The 20,834-nt window shown below is 64.3% G+C and carries 19 protein-coding genes and 1 tRNA gene; 12 read left to right on the forward strand and 8 right to left on the reverse strand.

The features are described from left to right. Window positions 1-5 precede the first annotated feature (5 nt). The 3 genes from FJ979_RS32475 to FJ979_RS08770 all read right to left on the reverse strand — a co-directional run bounded on the left by FJ979_RS32475 (window position 6) and on the right by FJ979_RS08770 (window position 856). Entirely contained in the window at window positions 6-161 is a 156-nt protein-coding gene (locus FJ979_RS32475; protein WP_181168359.1) for a hypothetical protein, read from the reverse strand. A 56-nt stretch (window positions 162-217) separates the two neighbouring features. After that, window positions 218-293, reverse strand: a tRNA-Ala gene (locus FJ979_RS08765). A 173-nt stretch (window positions 294-466) separates the two neighbouring features. Continuing rightward, window positions 467-856 carry a TIGR02300 family protein gene (locus FJ979_RS08770; protein WP_140497238.1) on the reverse strand — a complete coding sequence of 130 codons (390 nt, stop codon included), beginning with the start codon at window positions 854-856 and terminating at the stop codon, window positions 467-469. A gap of 207 nt (window positions 857-1,063) precedes the next feature. Between FJ979_RS08770 and aroA the strand changes: the two genes are divergently transcribed. The 3 genes from aroA to rpsA all read left to right on the forward strand — a co-directional run bounded on the left by aroA (window position 1,064) and on the right by rpsA (window position 5,237). After that, window positions 1,064-2,422 carry a 3-phosphoshikimate 1-carboxyvinyltransferase gene (aroA, locus tag FJ979_RS08775; RefSeq protein WP_140580572.1) on the forward strand — a complete coding sequence of 453 codons (1,359 nt, stop codon included), beginning with the start codon at window positions 1,064-1,066 and terminating at the stop codon, window positions 2,420-2,422. A 263-nt stretch (window positions 2,423-2,685) separates the two neighbouring features. Further along, window positions 2,686-3,336, forward strand: coding sequence for a (d)CMP kinase (gene cmk, locus FJ979_RS08785; protein WP_140512881.1), 651 nt, complete (start codon window positions 2,686-2,688; stop codon window positions 3,334-3,336). A 203-nt stretch (window positions 3,337-3,539) separates the two neighbouring features. Beyond that, the gene (rpsA, locus tag FJ979_RS08790; RefSeq protein WP_140497246.1) at window positions 3,540-5,237 is read left to right on the forward strand and encodes a 30S ribosomal protein S1; all 1,698 of its coding nucleotides are present in this window, start codon (window positions 3,540-3,542) and stop codon (window positions 5,235-5,237) included. Between the two features lie 111 nt (window positions 5,238-5,348). On the opposite strand, the gene FJ979_RS08795 is transcribed toward rpsA, so the two are convergent. From FJ979_RS08795 to FJ979_RS08810, 4 genes are all read right to left on the reverse strand, one after another. Next, window positions 5,349-6,056, reverse strand: a complete 708-nt coding sequence (locus tag FJ979_RS08795; RefSeq protein WP_140512879.1) for an SDR family NAD(P)-dependent oxidoreductase — start codon at window positions 6,054-6,056, stop codon at window positions 5,349-5,351. A 212-nt stretch (window positions 6,057-6,268) separates the two neighbouring features. Continuing rightward, complete coding sequence (locus FJ979_RS08800) at window positions 6,269-7,849, reverse strand: 5-guanidino-2-oxopentanoate decarboxylase (RefSeq protein WP_140580574.1); 1,581 nt, start codon at window positions 7,847-7,849, stop codon at window positions 6,269-6,271. Beyond that, on the reverse strand, window positions 7,849-8,520 hold the full coding sequence (locus FJ979_RS08805; protein WP_140497252.1) for a TetR family transcriptional regulator C-terminal domain-containing protein: 672 nt from the start codon (window positions 8,518-8,520) through the stop codon (window positions 7,849-7,851). The genes FJ979_RS08800 and FJ979_RS08805 overlap by 1 nt, the downstream gene beginning before the upstream one ends. Beyond that, window positions 8,490-9,362: a dimethylarginine dimethylaminohydrolase family protein gene (locus FJ979_RS08810; RefSeq protein ID WP_140525839.1), complete on the reverse strand. Its 873-nt coding sequence runs from the start codon at window positions 9,360-9,362 to the stop codon at window positions 8,490-8,492. The genes FJ979_RS08805 and FJ979_RS08810 overlap by 31 nt, the downstream gene beginning before the upstream one ends. 211 nt (window positions 9,363-9,573) lie before the next feature. Between FJ979_RS08810 and FJ979_RS08815 the strand changes: the two genes are divergently transcribed. From FJ979_RS08815 to FJ979_RS08845, 7 genes are all read left to right on the forward strand, one after another. Then, entirely contained in the window at window positions 9,574-10,389 is an 816-nt protein-coding gene (locus tag FJ979_RS08815; RefSeq protein ID WP_140580576.1) for an ABC transporter ATP-binding protein, read from the forward strand. Window positions 10,390-10,442: 53 nt separating this feature from the next. Then, complete coding sequence (locus tag FJ979_RS08820; protein ID WP_140512875.1) at window positions 10,443-11,243, forward strand: transporter substrate-binding domain-containing protein; 801 nt, start codon at window positions 10,443-10,445, stop codon at window positions 11,241-11,243. A 260-nt stretch (window positions 11,244-11,503) separates the two neighbouring features. Next, the gene (locus FJ979_RS08825) at window positions 11,504-12,169 is read left to right on the forward strand and encodes an ABC transporter permease (protein WP_140556911.1); all 666 of its coding nucleotides are present in this window, start codon (window positions 11,504-11,506) and stop codon (window positions 12,167-12,169) included. Then, window positions 12,169-12,978 (forward strand): ABC transporter permease, encoded by an 810-nt coding sequence (locus FJ979_RS08830; RefSeq protein WP_140497262.1) that lies wholly within the window; start codon window positions 12,169-12,171, stop codon window positions 12,976-12,978. The genes FJ979_RS08825 and FJ979_RS08830 overlap by 1 nt, the downstream gene beginning before the upstream one ends. A 103-nt stretch (window positions 12,979-13,081) precedes the next feature. Next, entirely contained in the window at window positions 13,082-14,083 is a 1,002-nt protein-coding gene (locus FJ979_RS08835; protein WP_140564982.1) for an Ldh family oxidoreductase, read from the forward strand. 236 nt (window positions 14,084-14,319) lie between these two features. Then, window positions 14,320-14,601, forward strand: a complete 282-nt coding sequence (locus tag FJ979_RS08840; RefSeq protein ID WP_140580578.1) for a hypothetical protein — start codon at window positions 14,320-14,322, stop codon at window positions 14,599-14,601. Between the two features lie 244 nt (window positions 14,602-14,845). Next, on the forward strand, window positions 14,846-15,820 hold the full coding sequence (locus tag FJ979_RS08845; protein WP_140580580.1) for a complex I NDUFA9 subunit family protein: 975 nt from the start codon (window positions 14,846-14,848) through the stop codon (window positions 15,818-15,820). A 21-nt stretch (window positions 15,821-15,841) separates the two neighbouring features. On the opposite strand, the gene FJ979_RS08850 is transcribed toward FJ979_RS08845, so the two are convergent. After that, complete coding sequence (locus FJ979_RS08850; RefSeq protein WP_140512865.1) at window positions 15,842-17,212, reverse strand: cytochrome P450; 1,371 nt, start codon at window positions 17,210-17,212, stop codon at window positions 15,842-15,844. Between the two features lie 231 nt (window positions 17,213-17,443). Here FJ979_RS08850 and FJ979_RS08855 point away from each other — a divergent pair, with 231 nt between their 5' ends. Together FJ979_RS08855 and gyrB are read left to right on the forward strand one after the other, a co-directional pair. Next, window positions 17,444-18,013: an NADPH-dependent FMN reductase gene (locus FJ979_RS08855; protein WP_140580582.1), complete on the forward strand. Its 570-nt coding sequence runs from the start codon at window positions 17,444-17,446 to the stop codon at window positions 18,011-18,013. A gap of 347 nt (window positions 18,014-18,360) precedes the next feature. Then, on the forward strand, window positions 18,361-20,832 hold the full coding sequence (gene gyrB, locus FJ979_RS08860) for a DNA topoisomerase (ATP-hydrolyzing) subunit B (protein ID WP_140512864.1): 2,472 nt from the start codon (window positions 18,361-18,363) through the stop codon (window positions 20,830-20,832). The last annotated feature ends 2 nt before the right edge of the window (window positions 20,833-20,834 follow it).

The following is a 20,834-nucleotide window of genomic DNA, read 5'->3' on the forward strand; positions in this document are numbered from 1 at the left end:
CCGTTTTAGTCAATGGCCGCATATTGCGTAAGCACCGGCGCGCCCGACGGCAGCGAAATCGGCAGGCAGCCCAGCATCAGTGGAGCGGGCGGCCAGAACGAAACCGCCGCGTCGACCGCCTGAGCGGCGCGCTTCAGGCTGCGGCGGGCAGCGATGTCCAAAAATTCCGAAGCTGAATCCGGTTTCTACAACCCCGAAATTTGGAAAAGTGACTGTTTGGTGGAGCCAATCGGAATCGAACCGACGACCTCTTGAATGCCATTCAAGCGCTCTCCCAACTGAGCTATGGCCCCACTTCCGGCAGTCAACCGGCGCCGTTTCCGGCGAAGAGATCCGGCGCGGGTTGGAGACTGCGCCGTTAGTGCAGGCGGCTTCTAACCCCGCCCTTCGTCAATATCAAGCCTTCATCAGCGGCTTTTTCTTCACAAGCTGCGAAAGCCGGCAAACGCTTGCGTTCCCGGCCTTGTCAGACCTCGTCGTCGTCGTCGCCGACGCCGATCATGTCGGCGACATCGTCGTCCTCTTCCTCTTCGTCGGCGAGGAACGTATCGTCCTCGTCGTCGCCCAGGTCGACATCATCCTCGTCGTCGCCGAGATCGGGCAGATCGTCGCCCTTGACGTCTTCGTCAGCCTCTTCGAGCGAGACGACTTCTACGCCCTCCTCGTCCTCGGCGTCCACTTCCTTCTCGGCCACTTCCTCTTCCTCCTCGAGGGCGGCGATCTTGCCTTCCTCGAAATAGGAACGCGGATAGGTCTTGCCGGTGTAGGGCGAGACGATCGGGTCCTTGTTCAGGTCGTAGAATTTTCGACCCGTTTCAGGGTCGATACGCTTTGTGCCAAGTTCGGTTTTTGCCACGGCAAGCCTCGTCGATAAAAGAGTGGTCCCCTTAACCACTGTTTGCAGCGCTGTCAAAGCCAAAAGCCGGCGTCACAAAACCATGCGTTGAAAGGCCTAGCGTCAAGCGTCGACCATGGGGGATGACCATTTCGGCCCACCGTGATACGAGACCGCCGCAACAAATGAAAAGCGCCGGCCCGCCGGCATTCCGTCCAGGGAAATTCCATGTCTCACGCCGCCGCTTCCAAGCCGGCCACCGCCCGTAAATGTCAAGCGCTTTCCGGTACGGCGCGCGTGCCGGGCGACAAGTCGATCTCGCACCGCTCCTTCATGTTCGGCGGGCTCGCCTCCGGCGAGACCCGCATCACCGGCCTGCTCGAAGGCGAGGACGTCATGCGCACCGGCGCCGCCATGAAGGCGATGGGCGCGCATATCGAGAAGCGCGGCGACGAATGGGTGATCCGCGGCACCGGCAACGGCGCGCTGCTGCAGCCGGAAGGGCCGCTCGACTTCGGCAACGCCGGTACCGGCTCGCGGCTGACCATGGGGCTGGTCGGCACCTATGACATGGAAACGACCTTCATCGGCGATGCTTCCTTGTCAGGCCGGCCGATGGGCCGCGTGCTGGAGCCGCTGCGCCAGATGGGCGTGCAGGTGCTGAAGGCAACGCCCGGCGACCGCATGCCGATCACGCTGCATGGGCCAAAGCATGCCGCCCCGATCACCTATCGCGTGCCGATGGCCTCCGCGCAGGTGAAATCGGCGGTGCTTCTCGCCGGCCTCAACACGCCCGGCATCACCACCGTCATCGAGCCTGTCATGACGCGCGACCACACCGAAAAGATGCTGAAAGGCTTTGGCGCCAATTTGTCGGTCGAGACCGACGAGCGCGGCGTGCGCCATATCTTCATCGAGGGCCAGGGCAAGCTCACCGGCCAGACGATCGCCGTGCCGGGCGACCCATCCTCGGCCGGCTTCCCGCTGGTGGCCGCGCTGATCGTGCCGGGTTCCGACATCGTGATCGAAAACGTGCTGATGAACCCGACCCGCACCGGGCTGCTTTTGACTTTGCAGGAGATGGGCGGGCAGATCGAGATCTTGAACCCGCGTAACGCCGGCGGTGAGGATGTCGCGGACCTGCGCGTGCGTTACTCCGAACTCAAGGGCGTCACCGTGCCGGCCGAACGGGCGCCGTCGATGATCGACGAATATCCGGTGCTGGCGGTTGCCGCCAGCTTCGCCGAGGGCGAGACGCTGATGCAGGGGCTGGAGGAACTCAGGGTAAAGGAATCCGACCGGCTGTCGGCGGTAGCCAATGGGCTCAAGCTCAACGGCGTCGACTGCACAGAGGGTGAGGCATCGCTCGCGGTGCGCGGAAAGCCCGGCGGCAAGGGGCTCGGCGGCCACCCCAATGGCCCGGACACGACCGTGCAGACCCATCTCGACCACCGCATCGCCATGAGCTTCCTGATCATGGGGCTGGCGACCGAGAAGCCGGTGACCATCGACGACGCCAACATGATCGCGACAAGTTTCCCGGAGTTCATGAGCCTGATGACGGGGCTTGGGGCGGAGATCGGGTGAGAGTTGATGGGTTGGGGCCAAACTGAAATGCCGGCAGGACAGCGCCCCCCTCTGTCCTGCCGGACATCTCCCCCACGAGGGGGGAGATCAGCCGTCACAGCGGCCTTCGCAAATCGCCCGCGTTGCAGAAGTGAGCGAGGCGTCGGAACTGCCAATCTCCCCCCTTGTGGGGGAGATGTCCGGCAGGACAGAGGGGGGCGCGACGGATCGCAAGCTCTCTCCGGACCGCTACGCTGTTCGGTTTCAGGTATGCTGGCCTGCCAATGACACACGTCTTCACCATCGCCATCGACGGTCCGGCCGGAGCCGGCAAGGGCACCCTCGCCCGGCGTCTGGCCGATCACTACCGACTGAACCTGCTCGACACCGGCCTCACCTACCGTGCCGTCGCCCATGCCTTGCTGCGGCTTGGCTTGCCGCTCGACAATGTCTCGGCGGCCGAGACGGCCGCGCGCCAAGTCGACCTGGCGAAGCTCGACCGGGCCGTCTTGTCGGCGCATGCGGTTGGCGAAGCGGCCTCGAAGGTCGCGGTGTTTCCAACGGTGCGGCGCATCCTGGTGGAGAAACAGCGCGAGTTTGCCAAATCCCCTCCGGGTGCCGTGCTCGACGGTCGCGACATCGGCACCGTGGTGTGCCCCGATGCCGACATCAAACTCTATGTGACCGCGAGCGCCGAGGTGCGGGCAAGGCGCCGGCTGGCGGAGATCGAGAGCATCGGCGGCACGGCTGATTTCACCGAAATCCTCGCCGATATCCGGCGCCGCGACGAGCGTGACATGGGCCGCGCCGACTCGCCCTTGAAGCCTGCCCCCGACGCGCACTTGCTTGATACCAGCGAAATGGCTATAGAAGCCGCGTTTCTCGCGGCCAGAACTGTCATCGACGACGTGCTGTCCAAGGGAAACAAGGCCTGATCCGGGTTTTCCCTCGAGTTTCCGTTGCTGGAGGCAAAGGAAATACCCATATCGGGCACGAACCAGCCTGCCAGCATTCTTCATGCGCCGGACTTGCCGCCTTAAGCGGCCAAGGGCTCTTTGCCCGGAACGCCGGCAGGCCAACGCAACGCTAACCCACGGCGCACGCCCCGCTAAAGATGCGGGGTATTCCAGGAGAAACAATGTCTGTAGCAAATCCCTCTCGCGACGATTTCGCGAGCATGCTCGAAGAATCATTCACCGCCGGCCATTCCGGCGAGGGCCAGGTTGTCCGGGGCACGATCACCGCGATCGAAAAGGACATGGCCATCATCGACGTCGGCCTCAAGGTCGAAGGCCGCGTGCCGCTGAAGGAATTCGGCGCCAAGGGCAAGGAATCCACCCTCAAGGTCGGCGACACGGTCGAAGTCTATGTCGAGCGTATCGAGAACGCGCTTGGCGAAGCCATGCTGTCGCGCGAGAAGGCTCGCCGCGAAGAGAGCTGGGTGCGTCTCGAAGAGAAGTTCACCAAGGGTGAGCGCGTCGAAGGCGTCATCTTCAACCAGGTCAAGGGTGGCTTTACCGTCGACCTCGACGGCGCCGTGGCGTTCCTGCCGCGCAGCCAGGTCGACATCCGCCCGATCCGCGACGTCTCGCCGCTGATGCACAACCCGCAGCCTTTCGAGATCCTCAAGATGGATCGCCGCCGCGGCAACATCGTGGTGTCGCGCCGCACCGTGCTCGAGGAGAGCCGCGCCGAACAGCGTTCGGAAATCGTGCAGAACCTCGAAGAGGGACAGGTTGTCGAAGGCGTGGTCAAGAACATCACCGACTACGGTGCGTTCGTCGACCTCGGCGGCATCGACGGCCTGCTGCATGTCACCGACATGGCATGGCGCCGCGTCAACCATCCGACCGAGATCCTCAACATCGGCCAGACGGTCAAGGTGCAGATCATCCGCATCAACCAGGAAACGCACCGTATCTCGCTCGGCATGAAGCAGCTCGAGAGCGATCCTTGGTCGGAGATCGGCACCAAGTTCCCGATCGGCAAGAAGATCAAGGGCACCGTCACCAACATCACCGACTACGGCGCGTTCGTCGAGCTGGAGCCGGGCATCGAAGGCCTCATCCACGTTTCGGAAATGTCGTGGACCAAGAAGAACGTGCATCCCGGCAAGATCCTGTCGACGACGCAGGAAGTCGATGTCGTGGTGCTCGAAGTCGATCCGGCCAAGCGCCGCATCTCGCTAGGTCTCAAGCAGACGCTGGAGAACCCGTGGGAGGCTTTCGCTCGCAGCCATCCGGTCGGCAGCCAGGTCGAGGGCGAGGTCAAGAACAAGACCGAGTTCGGCCTGTTCATCGGCCTGGAAGGCGACGTGGACGGCATGGTCCACCTTTCAGACCTCGACTGGACCCGTCCGGGCGAGCAGGTGATCGAGGAGTACAATCGCGGCGACATGGTCAAGGCGCAGGTGCTCGACGTCGACATCGAGAAGGAGCGCATCTCGCTCGGCATCAAGCAGCTGGCCCGCGACACGGTTGGCGAAGCGGCGACGTCAGGCGAACTGCGCAAGAACGCCGTCGTCACCTGTGAGGTCATCGGCGTCAAGGATGGCGGTCTGGAAGTGCGGCTGGTGGAAAGCGGCATCGAGACCTTCATCAAGCGCTCCGACCTTTCCCGCGACCGCGACGAGCAGCGCCCCGAGCGCTTCACCGTCGGCCAGAAGGTCGACGCCCGCGTCATCGCCTTCGACAAGAAGACCCGCAAGCTGCAGGTCTCGATCAAGGCGCTGGAAATCGCCGAGGAGAAGGAAGCGGTCGCCCAGTACGGCTCGACCGACTCCGGCGCCTCGCTGGGCGACATCCTGGGCGCCGCGCTGAAGAAGCAGGGCAGCTAATCGCCCTTTCGCACAGGCCCGAAACAAAACCCCGCCGGAGCGATCCGGCGGGGTTTTTCTTTGTCGGAAACTCGGACGCAGCCCGAGGATCGTCGGAATCAACTATGCGCCTTATGCGCGACCGTAGAGCGGCACCAGCGTGCCGCTCATCGCCTGGTTGGCGGGCGAGGCAAGGTAGGCGATGGCCTCGGCCGCCGCTTCGAGGCTGACCCATTTGCTGAAATCGGCATCCGGCATGTCGGCACGGTTGGCCGGCGTGTCGAGCGTCGAGGGGGCCACCGCATTGACCAGGATGCCCTGGTGCTTCAGCTCTTCCGCCATGGCCACCGTCATCGCCGCGACCGCTGCTTTGGAGGCGGCATAGGCGACCATGCCCGAGCCGCGGCGCGGATCAAGCCCGGCGCGTGCCGTGACATTGACGACGCGGCCGGCGGTGCCCGCCGCCAGCATCGAGCGCACCGCCGCACGGCTGCACAGGAACGCGGTGCGGGCATTGGTGTCCATCATCTCGGCAAAGGAGGCGGATTCGATCTTCTCCACCGGCGCCATGGCAAAGCCGCCTGCCAGATGGATCGATCCCCACAAGGCGGGAACCTGGGCATAGAAGGCTTCGACCTTGGCGGAGTCGGAGAGGTCGACATTGTGCGCCAGCCTGACGTTCTCGTGCGTGGTGAAAGGGAAATGCGAAGGTGCCGCGGCATGGGCGTTCGGCACATGGCAGACCGCGCCCTCGCCCAGCAGCTTGCCGACGACCGCGCCGCCGAGCGCACCGGTTCCACCGGTCACAACGATATGCCTGCCCTGAAGTGTTTCCGTCATCCTGGACCGCTCCTGTCTTTTTTTGATTATGTCGCTTGTTTCGCCGCGCCGACGCGAAGCGTCGCGCCTTTCGTGCGATCACTCAATTGATATCTCGACATGGCAGCCGTCGCGTCTTTGCATGTGTCGGGCAGCGGCGATTGTTGCCGCGCAAAAGCCAAGCCGGCGAATGACCACGATGCAGGTAGGAAAATCGACGCCGGCGTGAAGCTTCAATCGACCGTGATTTCGATGACGCGCGGCAACCCCGTTGCCCAGGCCCGCTTCAGCGCGAGTGGCAAGGCGCCGGTATCGGCGAGCCGTTCGGCGCCGATGCCATAGGCCTCGGCCAGTTTGCAGAAATCCGGCGGTGCCGGGGACACGCCGACGGGTTCCACGCCGACGTCGAGCATCGAAGTCTCGATCTCGCGATAGCCCCTGTTATTCCAGACGACGAAGATAACGGATGCCGCGGCATCGAGCGCCGCGCCAAGCTCGGGCAAGGTGAACTGGAAGCCACCGTCGCCGGTGAGGCAGACGATCGGCGCGTCTGGCATGGCGAGCGCCGCGCCCACCGCCGCCGGCGGGCCGTAGCCCAGCGCGCCGAAGCCGGTGGCGGCGTTGAACCAGCCGCCCGGCCGGTCGTGATCGTAATAGAGGTTGGCGGCGTAGACGGGCTGGGTGGAGTCGCCGACGATGATCGCGCCCGGCAGGGCATCGCGGATGGCTTCCACCGCATGGACCTGCGCCGCATGGACGGGAGTCAGTTCGGCGCGAGCCGCCTTTCGCGCCGCCGCGGCGCGGTTCTTCCCGTCCTGCCTGCCCGCGTCGACCGAGCCGAGCGCGGCAAGCAAGGCTTCGATCGCCTCGGCGCAGTCGGCCTGGATGGCCACCGTCGCCGGACGGCGCGCCAGCTGATCGGCGCCGATGTCGATGCGGATCAGATTGGCCGGCAGGACAAATCCGCCATCGCCATAGCCGTCATAATCGGTCGGGCCGAACTCGGTGCCGGCGGCAATGACCAGATCGGCCTCGCCCATCAGCGCGCGGATGGCTTTCAGGCTGGGACTGGCCGGTACGCAGAGCGGATGGCGGTGGAGCAGGCCGCGCGCATTGGTCGTCTCGACGACCGGCGCGCCCAGCCTTTCGGCCAGGCGCCGCAGCGCATCCTCGGCGCGCTTGGCGCCGCCGCCGGCCAGGATGAGCGGGTGCCGAGCCGCCGCACAAAGGCTGGCCGCCGCGGCGATGGCCGTCGCTCCGGCAGCCGGTGGCGCGGCATTGCTCAGCACCGCCGCGATCCCATCGGCAGGCTTGACCATGACGTCGGTCGGAATCTCGATATGCACCGGGCCCGGCCGCGACGAGGAAAACAGCGCGAAGGCACGGGCGAGCGCGCCGGGCAGTTCGCCGGCCTCGGTGATGCGTTGCGAAAACAGCGCCACCTTTTCCATCATGCCGCGCTGGTCCGGCAGCTCGTGCAGGAAGCCCAGGCCCTTGCCAAGCGTCGGCGTGGCGTTGACGCCCGAGATTACCAGCATCGGCACCGAATCGGCGCGCGCCTGTGCCATGGCGGTGATGGTGTTGGTCAGACCCGGGCCGGTGATGACGAAGGCGACGCCCGGCCGGCCGCCGGCGCGCGCATAGCCGTCGGCCATGAAGCCCGCGCCCTGCTCGTGGCGCGGCGTGACATGGCGGATCCTCGAACGCGCCAACCCGCGATAAAGCTCGACCGTGTGGACGCCGGGAATACCGAACACGGTGTCGACGCCATGCGCCTCGAGCAGTGATATCAACGCTTCGCCAATGGTGGTCATTAGTGTTCTCCCCTTTCCGGCTCGAGGCCGAGCTCGGCTTCGACAGCCTTGATCCCAATCGCCGCCAATTCGCCGGGCGAGAACATCTCGCCGGCCAGGCAGCCTTCGATCCAGAGTCCGTCGATGATCGCGTTGATCGCGATGGCATGGTGGCGCAACTGGCTTGCGTCCGGCTTGCACTGTTCGGCGGCGAGCACTTCGGCCACAACCGCCTCCACCTCGTTGCGAAAGCCGAGATAGCCTTCGCGGTGGGCACGGGCCAGGGTCGGATCCGCACCGGCGCGGCCGATGAAGGTTGCCCAGAGCGAAAAAACCCGCGCGTCGATGATCGGCGCGTTGAGGTTGGCGGTGACGAAAGCCGCAAGGCGTTGCCGCGGCGAGGCATCTTCCATGACCAATGCTGCTTTCGCCTGCTCGGTCATGCGGCCGACCAGTGCCGTATAGGCCTCCTGCAGCAGTTCTTCCTTGCCGGGGAAATAGTGCCGGATCAGCCCCGCGGTGACGCCGGCACGCAATGCGATGGTGCGCAAGGTGGCGCCCTGCAGCCCATGTTCGGCCACGCTGTCCAGAGTCGCCTCGATCAGATCCTGCCGCCGCCGCTCCTCGCCCTCGCGACGAAACTTGCGGCGGGATGGCGCATTCATTGGCGCAGGATCGGCCGCGTCAGGCATGTCGGCCCACCTTCGCAGGCGATGCAGAGCGCATCCGCCTCGAAGACTTCAACCATGCAGCCCGCGGCCTCCATCGCGGCCTTGGTCTTGGGAAAGCCTGCAACGGCAATGACCTTGAGCGGGCTAGTCGGCAGTACGTTAAGGCTGAGGCCGTTGGAAGCAGCGAACTCCTCGGCATCGCCTTCGACCAGCCGGATGCCGCGTGCCTTCAGCATTTGATAGAACGGGGCCGGCAAAAGCGGCGAATAAACCAGCGCGAGGTCGTCGGCCAACGGGCTGATCACCGACATCAGGTGCAGGCACGCCTCTTCGCCCTGCCACAGCGGCAGATCAAAGCCGTAGACGGAAACGCCCAGCGGCGTCAGCAGGTTGGAAACCTGCTGGATGCCTTCCTGGTTGGAGCGGACACCGCGCCCGATCGCCAGCGTGCGGGCGTCCACCCAGACACAATCACCGCCTTCGACCTGACCAGGAGCCTCGACGCGGCCGAGGATCGGAATGCCCAGCCTTGTGTAGGTTTCCTCATGCAGCGAGGGCTCCCTGGCGCGTAGTGGCTTACCCATGGACAGGATCAGCGCGCCGCGACCGGTCATCAGCGATGGGTCGTGCGTGAACACCGAATCCGAAAGTCCGTCGGCCTTGTCTTCGATCCATTCGATTTCAGCGCCGGAAGCCGCTACCAACTCAGCAAGGGCCGCGTGCTGCGAGGCAGCTTTCGCCGGATTGAACCCCGGGCCATAGTGCCAGGCAGATCTGTCGGCGTCGCGCATGGCGTTGGCCGCCGACCGCATCAGCACGCGCCGCAGCGTCGCCGCCATGGACTGTGATCCGAAAGCGCTCATCGGTGCCCTTTTTAGCTGAAAAAAATCGAGAAAATTTCATGAAAGGCTATTTATACACTTGCACAACAAGGCCGCAAGTGCCGTAATGAGCGGGATTGACGGGCTCGCGCTGTTGGGTCCATGCTGAAGTCTGGAGCGGGGCAGTACAGCGTATGTTGATTAGCCGGGTAGACGTTCGACGAGCTGCCATCGACTGCACGGAGGTCACCTGTTGAGCACGGCGGGAGTTGCCGCAGCCCCATCCGGTGAGGCGCAAAATGGCGCCGCCGAAGCCATCCACGTCGAGAACCTGCACAAGAAATTCGGTGAGCTGCATGTGCTGAAGGGCGTCTCGCTGTCGGCGCGCGACGGCGAGGTCATCGCCATCATCGGCGGCTCGGGCTCAGGCAAATCGACGCTGTTGCGCTGCATCAACTGCCTGGAGAATCCGACCAGCGGCATCATTCGCGTCAATGGCGAGGAGATCAAGCTGAAGGCGGACAGCCACGGCCATACCGTGCCGGCCGACCGCAGGCAGATCGAACGCATCCGCTCCAAGCTCGGCATGGTGTTCCAGAATTTCAATCTGTGGAGCCACATGACGCTGATCGAGAACGTCATCGAGGTTCCCGTGCATGTGCTGGGCGTCAGGCGCGACGCGGCGATCGCCCAGGCCGAAAAGCTGCTCGTCCGCGTCGGCCTCGCCGAAAAGCGGGACGTCTATCCGGCCTATCTATCGGGCGGCCAGCAGCAGCGCGCCGCGATCGCTCGCGCATTGGCAATCAATCCGCGCGTCATGCTGTTCGACGAACCGACGTCGGCGCTCGACCCCGAACTGGTCGGCGAGGTGCTGAGAGTGATCGGCGACCTGGCGCGCGAAGGCCGCACCATGGTGCTGGTCACCCACGAGATGAAGTTCGCGCGCGAGGTCGCGACGCATGTCGTCTATCTCTACAATGGACTGGTCGAGGAGGAAGGCCCGCCGGAGCAGATCTTCGGCGCGCCCAGATCCGAAAGGCTCAAGCAATTCATTCGCAACATCGGCTAGCAAACCGAGGGCGGAAGAAAACCGGGAACCAACAACAAACTGGGAGTCGTGAAATGAAGACTGTTCTGAAGACGTTCGCCGCAGCGCTGCTGCTCGGCGTCGCCGCCATGGGCGTGGCCAAGGCCGATCCGGTCAAGATCGGCATCGCCGCCGAGCCGTATCCGCCGTTCACCTCGCCGGATGCTTCGGGCAAATGGGTCGGCTGGGAGATCGAGTTCATCGACGCCGTCTGCGCCGAGGAGAAGCTCGACTGCGTCATCACGCCCGTCGCCTGGGACGGCATCATCCCGGCGCTGACCACCAAGAAGATCGACCTTATCGTCTCTTCGATGTCGATCACCGACGAACGCAAGAAGACGATCGACTTCTCGGATAAGTACTACAACACGCCGACGGCGATCATCGGACCGAAGGACCAGAAATTCGGCTCCGCGCCGGACGATCTCAAGGGCAAGATCCTGGGCGTCCAGGTATCGACCGTGCATGCCGTCTACGCCAAGAAGCATTTCGGCGCCACGGCATCCGAGATCAAGGAGTACCAGACGCAGGACGAGGCCAACAACGACCTTGCCGCCGGGCGCCTCGATGCGGTGCAGGCCGATTCCATCGCGCTTGGCGAGTTCCTCAAGACCGACCAGGGCAAGGCCTGCTGCGACCTGAAGGGCATGGTGGCTCCGGACGACGAAGTGCTCGGACCGGGCGTTGGCGCCGGCGTGCGCAAGGAAGACACAGAGCTGAAGGAAAAGATCAACGCCGGCATCAAGGCGATCCGCGCCAATGGCAAGTATGACGAGATCTCGAAGAAATACTTCGATTTCGACATATATGGTGGCAGCGGCGCGCAGTCGAACTGACGTGGCGATGCCATGCAGCCGGACTGACGCGGCGGTGCCACGCAGTCGGACTGACGACCATCGCATGGGCTGGAAGACAAGGCACTGACGCCAAGTCCTCCAACCCGACCTTTCCCACGCACCCTTGCCGCCGGCGGCTTGCGCCGGCGGATTGAGCCAGCAATCCGGGGGCGAAGCTGATCGATTCATTTCTTCCGGCCTCTGCGGCCGGCATCATCGAACTCCTGTCGCCCGCGCCCGTCGGCTGGGGCGGGACGCTCATGCTTGGGCTGCTGCATTCGCTTGAGATCGCCGTCGGCGCCACGATCGTCGGACTGTTGATCGGAACCGGCGGTGCCTATGGCAAGCTTTATGGCGGCCCCGTGGTGCGCGACCTGCTGGCGGTCTACACGACCATCGTGCGCGCGGTACCGGAACTGGTGCTGATCCTGCTCCTCTACTACGCCGGTACCGACCTGATAAACCAGATGCTGACCGCCATGGGCTATCAGCGCGTCGACATCAGCGGGCTGGTGGCCGGCATCGCGGTGCTCGGTTTCGTCCAGGGTGCCTACTCGACCGAGGTCATACGCGGCGCCATTCTTGCCGTCCCGCAAGGCCAGATCGAAGCTGCCCGCGCTTACGGCATGTCTCCCGGCCTTCTCTTGCGGCGCATCACGTTGCCGGCAATGCTGCCCTTCGCCATTCCAGGTCTCGCCAATCTGTGGCTGATCGCCACCAAGGATACGGCGCTGCTGGCCGTGGTCGGCTTCTTCGAATTGACGTTGGCGACGCGGCAGGCGGCGGGCGTCACCAAGGCCTATCTGATATTCTATCTCGCGGCCGGCATGCTCTATCTGGCCGTGACGCTGTTTTCGAACCTCATTCTTGGTCGCGTCGAGAAATGGGCGCGGCGCGGCATGCCTTCGATCAAGGAAGCACACTGATGGCGAGCGAAGCGGCCATCATCAACAGCGCGGCTCGCGCCTCGCTCTGGCTGCAACCGCATCGCATCGTCCTGATCCTGATTGCGCTCGGGCTGGTGCTGTCCGCGGCGTTCTTCATGCGCTGGGACTGGCTGCCGCAATATTACGGCCTGGCCCTGCTCGGCATCTGGCGCGCGTTGTGGATCCTGGCCGTCACCTGTCTGTTGGGCTTCCTGATCGCCGTGCCGGTCGGATTGGCACAGGCTGGCGGCCCGATCTGGTTCGCGGCGCCGGCGAAGGTCTTCTGCACCGTCATCAGGGGAACGCCGCTGCTGTTGCAGCTGTGGCTGCTCTATTACGGGCTGGGTTCGTTGTTTCCGCAATATCCGTGGATCCGCGAATCCTGGATGTGGCCCTATCTCAGGCAGGCATGGCCTTACGCCGTCCTGGCGCTGACGCTCTCGTTCGCGGGTTACGAGGGCGAAGTGATGCGCGGCGCCTTTGCCGGCGTGCCGAAGGGGCAGCTCGAAGCCGCACGTGCGTTCGGCATGAGCCGCTGGAAGATCTTCCGGCGTATCTGGCTGCCGCAGGCCTTCTACCGGGCGCTGCCGACGCTGACGGGGGAAACCGTGCTGCAGCTGAAATCGACGCCGCTGGTGGCGACCATCAGCGTCATCGACATCTTCGCCGTTTCGTCGAAGGTCAGACAGGACACTTACCTCACCTATGAGCCCTTGCTGCTGCTTGCCTTGATCTATATGGCGATCACCGGCATTCTGGTCTTCGCCTTCGGCAGGATCGAGGCGCGGATTCCGAACAAGATCGGCTAGGGACCTAGTGAGTAGGGATTGGTGAGTAGGAAGTGGCTAGCCGCCACCACCCATTGCTGACTACTCACTACTCACCACTCACCACTCACTAAAGGCAGTCGCCATGCAACTCAGTCTCGAACAGGCAACCGGGCTGTGCCGCATGGCGGCGCTGGGTGCGGGCGCCAACGAGGAAGCGGCGCAATCGCTCACCGCCTCGATCATATCGGCCGAGGCAGAAGGACTCTCGACCGTCGGATTGTCGCATTTCATCGACTATCTCGAAGCGCTGGAGGCCGGCCGCATCGACGGCAATGCCGAGCCGGTGATCACCCGGCCGGCGCTCGCAGTCTATCTTTCCGATGCGCAAGGCGGGCTGGCGCATACCGGCTTCGACCGCACGCTCGACGATCTCGCCAAGGCGGCAAGACTGTTCGGCGTCGCCATCTTTTCGCAGAAGAATGCCTATACATGCGGCGCCCTCGGCTACTTTACCGGAAGGCTGGCAGCGCAGGGGCTGGTCTCCTTCGCTGCCACCAACGGTCCCGCCGTGCTTGCCGGTTCGGGCTCGGTCAAGCCGGTCTATTGCACCAACCCGATGTCCTTCGCCGCACCCGCCGCCGACGGCCCGCCGCTGGTCATCGACCAGTCGTCGAGCGCCACCGCCTTCGTCAATATCCGCAAGGCGGCCGAGGACGGCAAGAAGATCCCCGAAGGCTGGGCGCTCGATGCCAGCGGCAATCCCACTACAGATCCGGCCGCAGCCATGAAGGGCGCCATGCTCGCCTTCGGTGGCCAGCGCGGCGCCAACATCGCGCTGATGGTCGAGGTGCTGGCGGCGGGTCTGTCGGGGGCAAACTGGTCGCTCGATGCGCCCTGGTTCACCGGCGGCCCGGACAATCCCGGCACCGGCCTGTTCGTGCTGGCCGTCGAGCCCAAGCTGCTCGATCCGGATTTCGAGCAGCGGATGAAGGATCAGCTCGACCGGCTGCGCCGGCGCTACGGCGTGCACATACCGGGCCGCTCCCGGGCCGAGGCGGCGGAGAAGGCCGCGGCACGGGGCATCAAGGTCTCCAAGGCCGTGGTGCAACGCATTTCCGAATTCGCCGAGCGCTATTCGGCCTGAAGTAACTTCTTCTTTTCAGCTCATCAGCCGCCGGCGCCTGCCCGCGGCATGGCTATGCGTGTTTTTTTCGCGCGCGGTCTGAACCTTTTCGAGCGTCGGGGCGACCAATGCTTGTCCAGGGCAGGATGAGCTTGCCGATCCAGACCGGGGAACAGCACGTCACATCGAAATCTGCTCCACGCCAAGGCATGGCCTTCGCGTCCCGGAGAAACCAACCTCAGTGAAAAGGAACCATCATGACCAGCACCAAGACCACCATTCTGACCGCCGTCCTTCTCCTCGGCTCGTTCATGGGCGCGACCCAGGCGGCCAACCTGAAGGCCGCGCCGGTCAAGCCGTCCAGTCCAGGCGTCATTGCCGCGCCGGGCGGCGGCGCTACCGAGGACCACTATTGCAAGAACGGTCACGCGAAATTCGTCAGTTGCAGCGCCGATTTCATCGCGGCCTGCAAGAAGGTCGGTGGCACCATGTCGGATGTCCAGGGCTGGGGTGGGCGTACTTGCTTCACGCCCTCCTGATACCGTCTCAGGTCAGGCCGCTCCGTTGGCCCCTGGCTTCGCATGGATGTCATCCGGAAAACCCCGCCTCGGCGGGGTTTTCTGCGTCAGGCAAGGCGTTCTGAAGCGCTTTTGTCCTGACGCAATTCCCAAGCTGTTTCTCCTGGGAAACCCGCTTCACAGCGACGACGCGTCACCCTTTGCGTTTGACGCGAAACGGATTATGAAACGGCTTCAGCCAAGCTTTCGAGCGCCGGAGCCAGCCATGACCGAAATCCTGCAGACCCCCAAGCTCGTCGTCATTTTCGGCGGGTCGGGCTTTGTCGGCCGCCACGTGGTGCGGGCCTTGGCCAAGCGCGGCTATCGCATCAGGGTCGCCTGCCGCCGGCCCGATCTCGCCGGCCATTTGCAGCCGCTCGGCAATGTCGGCCAGATCCAGCCCGTGCAGGCCAATGTGCGCGTGCGCTGGTCGGTCGATCGCGCCGTGCAGGGCGCCGATCATGTCGTCAACCTGGTTGCCGTTCTGCATGAGAGCGGGCGGCAGAAATTCACGGCCGTGCACGAATTCGGCGCTCGCGCCGTGGCCGAAGCGGCACGCGCAGCGGGCGCCGGCCTGACCCATATTTCGGCCCTGGGCGCCGACCTGGAAGCCGCATCCAACTATGCACGCACCAAGGCGCTTGGTGAAAAGGCCGTTCTGGAGACGATCAAGGACGCCGTGATCCTGCGGCCGTCGATCAATTTCGGACCGGAAGATAGTTTCTTCAACCGCTTCGCCAACATGGCGCGTTATTCGCCGGCACTGCCGCTGATCGGCGGCGGCCATACCAAGTTCCAGCTGGTCTATGTCGGCGACGTCGCCGAAGCGGTGGCGCGCTCGGTCGATGGCAAGGTCAAGGGCGGTCAGATCTACGAGCTTGGCGGCCCGCAGGTGCTTACTTTCAAGGAAAGCATGCAGGAAATGCTCGCGGTGATCGAGCGCAAGCGCCTACTGGTTCCGGTGCCGTGGTGGGTGGCGAACCTGCAGGCGTCGATCCTGGGCCTCTTGCCCAACCCGCTGCTGACCAAGGACCAGGTGCTGCAATTGCGCGAGCACAATGTCGTGTCGGAGGAGGCCGCCGGGGCCAACCGCACGCTTGCCGGCCTCGGCATCCAGCCGCAGGCGCTCGGCACGATCCTGCCAAGCTATCTCTGGCGTTTTCGCGCGGCCGGCCAGTTCCAGCGCAAACCGGCGGTCTGAACATAGGCCGACGGCGGGCGATTACAGGCGCGAAGTGATCCGCATGGGCAGCCCGCCTTGCGGCTGGGTGGTCAGCTTCTGGACCGGCCACGGCCTGGTTTGCGCGATGGAATCGAAGCGGAAACGCGACAGCAGGACGGCGAGCGCGATGATCGCTTCCTGCATGGCGAAGCTGGCGCCGATGCAGACGCGCGGCCCGGCGCCGAACGGCAGATACTGAAAGCGGTCGATCTTTTCGCGGTTGCCCGGATGGAACCGCTCCGGCATGAACGCGTCCGGCCTGTCCCACAGCTTCCTGTGACGGTGGACGACCCAAGGCATGACCAGCACGGCCGCGCGCCCCGGGATGTGGAGATCCCTCCAGTTCTCCGGCTCGATCGGCTCGCGGTTGATCGACGGCGCCGGCGGATAGAGCCTGAGCGCCTCGTCGAAGGCGGCGCGGGTGAGCGGCATGGCGTCCAGCCATCTGGTCGGATCGGGCTCGCGCGCCAGCACGGCATCGATCTCGCGCTCGATCTTTTCCCGCTCCCATGGCGCCTCGGCCAGGCAATAGAGCGTCCAGCCCAAGGCTCGCGCCGTGGTCTCATGGCCGGCACCGATGAAGGTGATGATGTTGTCCTCGACTTCCGAGCGTGTCAGCCCGTCCGGCCCCTCGGCCTTGAGCAGGAGGGTCAGGAAATCCTGCGGCACGGCATCGGCATCGCGCCTGAGTCTCTGTTCGCGTATCTTGACCGTATTGCTGACGATCTTGCGGAAATAGGCCATGGTCTTGCGGCCGCGGATGCGGGTAAGCCGCGGCAGCCATTCGGGCGCGCGCAGCAGGTCTAGCGGATCGACGCGGCCCATGGTCTCGAACAGCCGGTCGATCTCCTTGGCGAAACTGCCCGGCTCCCCCGCGATTTCCCCGGAGAACAGCGTCTCGGCCAGGATGTCGTAGGTCAGCAGCGTCATGTCGTGGGCAATGTCGGAGATGCCGCCATCCTCGTAGCGGGAGGCGAATTCAAGCGTGCGCTTGAGCATCGGTCCCGCGAAACCAAAGATGTGACGCGGCGTGAACACCGGCGCCATCGCCTTGCGCGAACGCTTCCAGACCTCGCCTTCGGCCGTCAGCAAGCCGTCGCGCAGGATCGGCCGCAGGATGAGCTGGCGCACCGTCGCCATCTTGTAGTTCCTGGCATTGTCGACCAGGACATGGCGAATGAGGCCCGGGTCGTTGGCGATGACCAGCGGTCCACCGACGCCGTTCACCGAGATCCAGGGCTCGTTGTAGGTCGGCTCTCCCCACAGCTCGAGCGGGTTGCGGTAGACGATGCGCATCATCTCCAGCGTCGAGGGCGGCGATGTGCGCGGCCTCGGCGCCGGCGGAACGAAGGGGGCGGGCTGAGTGTCCATGGCTGCTCCGCTGGCAAGCGCGTCGCGCTAGTCCTTGCCTCCGTTCGATGTAGTGACTGACGCACGGCGCGTCCATGTGGCCTGACGATAAAAGCCCGTGCCCCGACGGGACGGAGCGATGCTCCCATCATCTGATTGTGACCGCTCGCCAAACGGCGCGGTCTTGTCCATGACGGCGCTCTGCCGTAGGTCACAGTCACCAACAGATACCGTCAATCGAAGGAGCCCGCCTTGAAGCACCAGTTGAACATCATCATCGGCAGCACCCGGCCGGGCCGGGCCGGGCCGGTTTTCGCTCACTGGCTGGAGCGGTTCGCGCGCGAGCACGGCAAGTTCGAACCGGTGCTGACCGACATCGCCGCCTTCGATCTGCCGGTGCTGGACGAGCCGCACCATCCCAGGCTCGGCAACTACCTGAACGATCATACCAAGGCCTGGTCGAAGGCCGTCGATGCCGCCGACGCTTTCGTCTTCGTGGCACCGGAATATAATTACTTCGTCGCACCGGCCATCGTGAACGCGATCGACTATCTCTCGCGCGAATGGAAATACAAGCCCGCCGCCATCTTCAGCTATGGCGGCGTTTCCGGTGGCCTGCGCGCGGCACAGGCGCTCAAGCCGCTGCTGACCTCCGTCGGCGTCATGCCGGTTCCGGAAGGCATCGCGCTGCCGCTGTACCAGAAGCTGCTGGGGACCGACGGCTCCTTCGAAGTGAGCGAGCAGGTGCAGGGCGGGGCAAGAACCATGCTGGAGGAGTTGCTGCGCTGGAGCGAGGCGCTGAAGCCGATGCGCGCCGGCTGATGCAAGCCGGCTCGCCCGCGCCGTAGACAGGCGGAATGTCGGCAAACGACCGAACCGTGGGCGGTTCGGCCTGCGTTTGCCCTGCGCTTTGCTGCCGGTGCTTTTTGATCGCCGTCGTCGCGGCAGCCGGCGCCAAGATAGAAGTTCACGATCAAAATTCCTGCGCGACCGGCTGGCTAAGGTCAAAGCCTCTCGCCAATAGCTGGCCGACGGTGCGCTTTTCCGCCCGGAAATGCCTGCAAACCTTGGAAAAACCACCTTTAACGCCTATATCTAGGCAATATTGAAAGCGCGATTCGGGGGGGATTTTTCGCGCTCCACCAGCCGCCTCTAGACAACAGGTTTTCATGAGCGACCAGACTGAGAACGCCAACGGCGCCGAAGCCGAATACGGCGCAGATTCCATCAAGGTTTTGAAGGGCTTGGATGCCGTCCGCAAACGGCCCGGCATGTATATCGGCGACACCGATGACGGTTCGGGCCTGCATCACATGGTCTATGAGGTCGTCGACAACGCCATCGACGAGGCACTGGCCGGTCATGCCGATCTCGTCACGGTGACGCTCAATCCCGACGGTTCGGTCACCGTCATCGACAATGGGCGCGGCATTCCCACCGATATCCATCCCAGCGAAGGCATTTCGGCAGCCGAAGTGATCATGACGCAGCTGCATGCCGGCGGCAAATTCGACCAGAACTCCTACAAAGTGTCCGGCGGCCTGCACGGCGTCGGCGTCTCTGTGGTCAACGCCCTGTCGGCCTGGCTGAAGCTCAAGATCCGCCGCAATGGCAAGATTTTCGAGATGAGCTTCACACACGGCAATGCCGACGCGCCGCTGAGCGTCACAGGCAGCTATGAACAGGACAAGCAGCCCGGCACCTATGAAGGCCGCAGCGGCAGCGAGATCACCTTCTTTCCGTCGTCCGAGACCTTCACGATGGTCGAATTCGATTTCGGCACGCTGGAGCATCGGCTGCGCGAGCTTGCGTTCCTGAATTCGGGCGTGCGCATCGTGCTGACCGACGCCCGCCACGCCGACGTCGTGCGGCATGAGCTGCACTATGATGGCGGCCTGGAGGAATTCGTCAAATATCTCGACCGGGTCAAGAAACCGCTGATCGACAAACCGATCGCCATCAGGGCCGAGCGCGACGGCATCACCGTCGAAGTGGCCATGTGGTGGAACGACAGCTACCACGAGAATGTGCTGGCCTTCACCAACAACATCCCGCAGCGCGACGGCGGCACCCATCTCGCCGGTTTTCGCGGCGCCCTGACGCGTCAGATCACCGGATATGGCGATTCCTCGGGCCTGACCAAGAAGGAAAAGGTCTCGCTGATCGGCGACGATTGCCGCGAGGGGCTGACGGCAGTGCTGTCGGTCAAGGTTCCCGACCCGAAATTCTCCTCGCAGACCAAGGACAAGCTGGTCTCCTCGGAAGTCCGGCCCGTGGTCGAAGGGCTGGTCAACGAGGCGCTCGGCACCTGGCTCGAAGAACATCCGAGCGAAGGCAAGGTCGTGGTCGAGAAGGTGATCCAGGCCGCGGCGGCGCGCGAGGCCGCGCGCAAGGCGCGCGACATCACCCGCAAGACCTCGCTGGGCGTCACCTCGCTGCCCGGCAAGCTTGCCGACTGCCAGGAACGCGATCCGGCGAAGTCCGAGATCTTCATCGTCGAGGGCGACTCGGCCGGCGGCTCCGCCAAGGGCGGCCGCTCGCGCCAGAACCAGGCCATCCTGCCGCTGCGCGGCAAGATCCTTAATGTCGAGCGCGCCCGCTTCGACCGCATGCTCAGTTCCGACATGATCGGCACGCTGATCACCGCGCTCGGCACGTCGATCGGCAAGGACGAATTCAACGCCGACAAGCTGCGCTACCACAAGATCATCCTGATGACCGACGCCGATGTCGACGGCGCGCATATCAGGACGTTGCTGCTCACCTTCTTCTTCCGGCAGATGCCGGAATTGATCGAACGCGGCCATCTCTATATCGCCCAGCCGCCGCTTTATAAGGTGACGCGTGGCAAGAGCTCGCAATACATCAAGAACGAAAGCGCGTTCGAGGAATTCCTGATCGGCTCGGGACTGGAAGAAGCCTCGCTCACGCTCGGCTCCGGCGAGGTTCGCGCCGGACAGGACCTGCGGGCGGCGATCGACGATGCGCTCGCCGTGCGCCAGCTCATCAACGGCCTGCACACGCGCTACAACAGAGGCGTCGTGGAGCAGGCGGCGATCGCCGGCGGGCTCAATGCCGACGTCGTCGCCGATCTTGGCCGCGCCAATGCGATGGCGGAGCGGATCGCGCAACGTCTCGACATCATTGCCGAGGACACCGAGCGCGGCTGGACCGGCCGGATGTCGACTTCGAATGAGGGTATCGGCGGCTATGTCTTCGAACGCACGGTGCGCAGCGTCAAGGAATACGCCCATCTCGATATGGCGCTGATCAATTCAGCCGATGCGCGACAGCTCGACCGCTACGCGCAGCGGCTCAGCGACGTCTATGGAGCGCCGCCCGTGCTGCGCCGCAAGGATGTCTCGGAACCCATCTCGGGACCGTTGGCACTGCTCAACGCGGTGTTCGCGACCGGCCGCAAGGGCCTGACCATGCAGCGCTACAAGGGCCTGGGCGAGATGAACGCCGAGCAGCTTTGGGAAACCACGCTCGATCCGAACGTGCGTTCGCTGCTGCAGGTCAAGGTGAACGACGCCACCGACGCCGACAGCCTGTTCTCGCGGCTGATGGGCGACGAGGTCGAGCCGCGGCGCGAGTTCATCCAGGACAACGCGCTGTCGGTGGCCAATCTGGACATTTAATC

It is taken from the genome of Mesorhizobium sp. B1-1-6 (genome assembly GCF_006443035.1).
Taxonomy (GTDB): domain Bacteria; phylum Pseudomonadota; class Alphaproteobacteria; order Rhizobiales; family Rhizobiaceae; genus Mesorhizobium.

What these genes read in the sequence shown, in the direction of transcription:
- gyrB (WP_140512864.1), top strand. Translation starts at nt 18,361, where the DNA reads ATGAGCGACCAGACTGAGAACGCCAACGGCGCCGAAGCCGAATACGGC.
- FJ979_RS08825 (WP_140556911.1), top strand. Translation starts at nt 11,504, where the DNA reads ATGCTTGGGCTGCTGCATTCGCTTGAGATCGCCGTCGGCGCCACGATC.
- FJ979_RS08850 (WP_140512865.1), bottom strand. Translation starts at nt 17,212, where the DNA reads ATGGACACTCAGCCCGCCCCCTTCGTTCCGCCGGCGCCGAGGCCGCGC.
- FJ979_RS08795 (WP_140512879.1), bottom strand. Translation starts at nt 6,056, where the DNA reads ATGACGGAAACACTTCAGGGCAGGCATATCGTTGTGACCGGTGGAACC.
- cmk (WP_140512881.1), top strand. Translation starts at nt 2,686, where the DNA reads ATGACACACGTCTTCACCATCGCCATCGACGGTCCGGCCGGAGCCGGC.
- FJ979_RS08840 (WP_140580578.1), top strand. Translation starts at nt 14,320, where the DNA reads ATGACCAGCACCAAGACCACCATTCTGACCGCCGTCCTTCTCCTCGGC.
- FJ979_RS08835 (WP_140564982.1), top strand. Translation starts at nt 13,082, where the DNA reads ATGCAACTCAGTCTCGAACAGGCAACCGGGCTGTGCCGCATGGCGGCG.
- rpsA (WP_140497246.1), top strand. Translation starts at nt 3,540, where the DNA reads ATGTCTGTAGCAAATCCCTCTCGCGACGATTTCGCGAGCATGCTCGAA.
- FJ979_RS08830 (WP_140497262.1), top strand. Translation starts at nt 12,169, where the DNA reads ATGGCGAGCGAAGCGGCCATCATCAACAGCGCGGCTCGCGCCTCGCTC.
- aroA (WP_140580572.1), top strand. Translation starts at nt 1,064, where the DNA reads ATGTCTCACGCCGCCGCTTCCAAGCCGGCCACCGCCCGTAAATGTCAA.
- FJ979_RS08810 (WP_140525839.1), bottom strand. Translation starts at nt 9,362, where the DNA reads ATGAGCGCTTTCGGATCACAGTCCATGGCGGCGACGCTGCGGCGCGTG.
- FJ979_RS08820 (WP_140512875.1), top strand. Translation starts at nt 10,443, where the DNA reads ATGAAGACTGTTCTGAAGACGTTCGCCGCAGCGCTGCTGCTCGGCGTC.
- FJ979_RS08845 (WP_140580580.1), top strand. Translation starts at nt 14,846, where the DNA reads ATGACCGAAATCCTGCAGACCCCCAAGCTCGTCGTCATTTTCGGCGGG.
- FJ979_RS08800 (WP_140580574.1), bottom strand. Translation starts at nt 7,849, where the DNA reads ATGACCACCATTGGCGAAGCGTTGATATCACTGCTCGAGGCGCATGGC.
- FJ979_RS08805 (WP_140497252.1), bottom strand. Translation starts at nt 8,520, where the DNA reads ATGCCTGACGCGGCCGATCCTGCGCCAATGAATGCGCCATCCCGCCGC.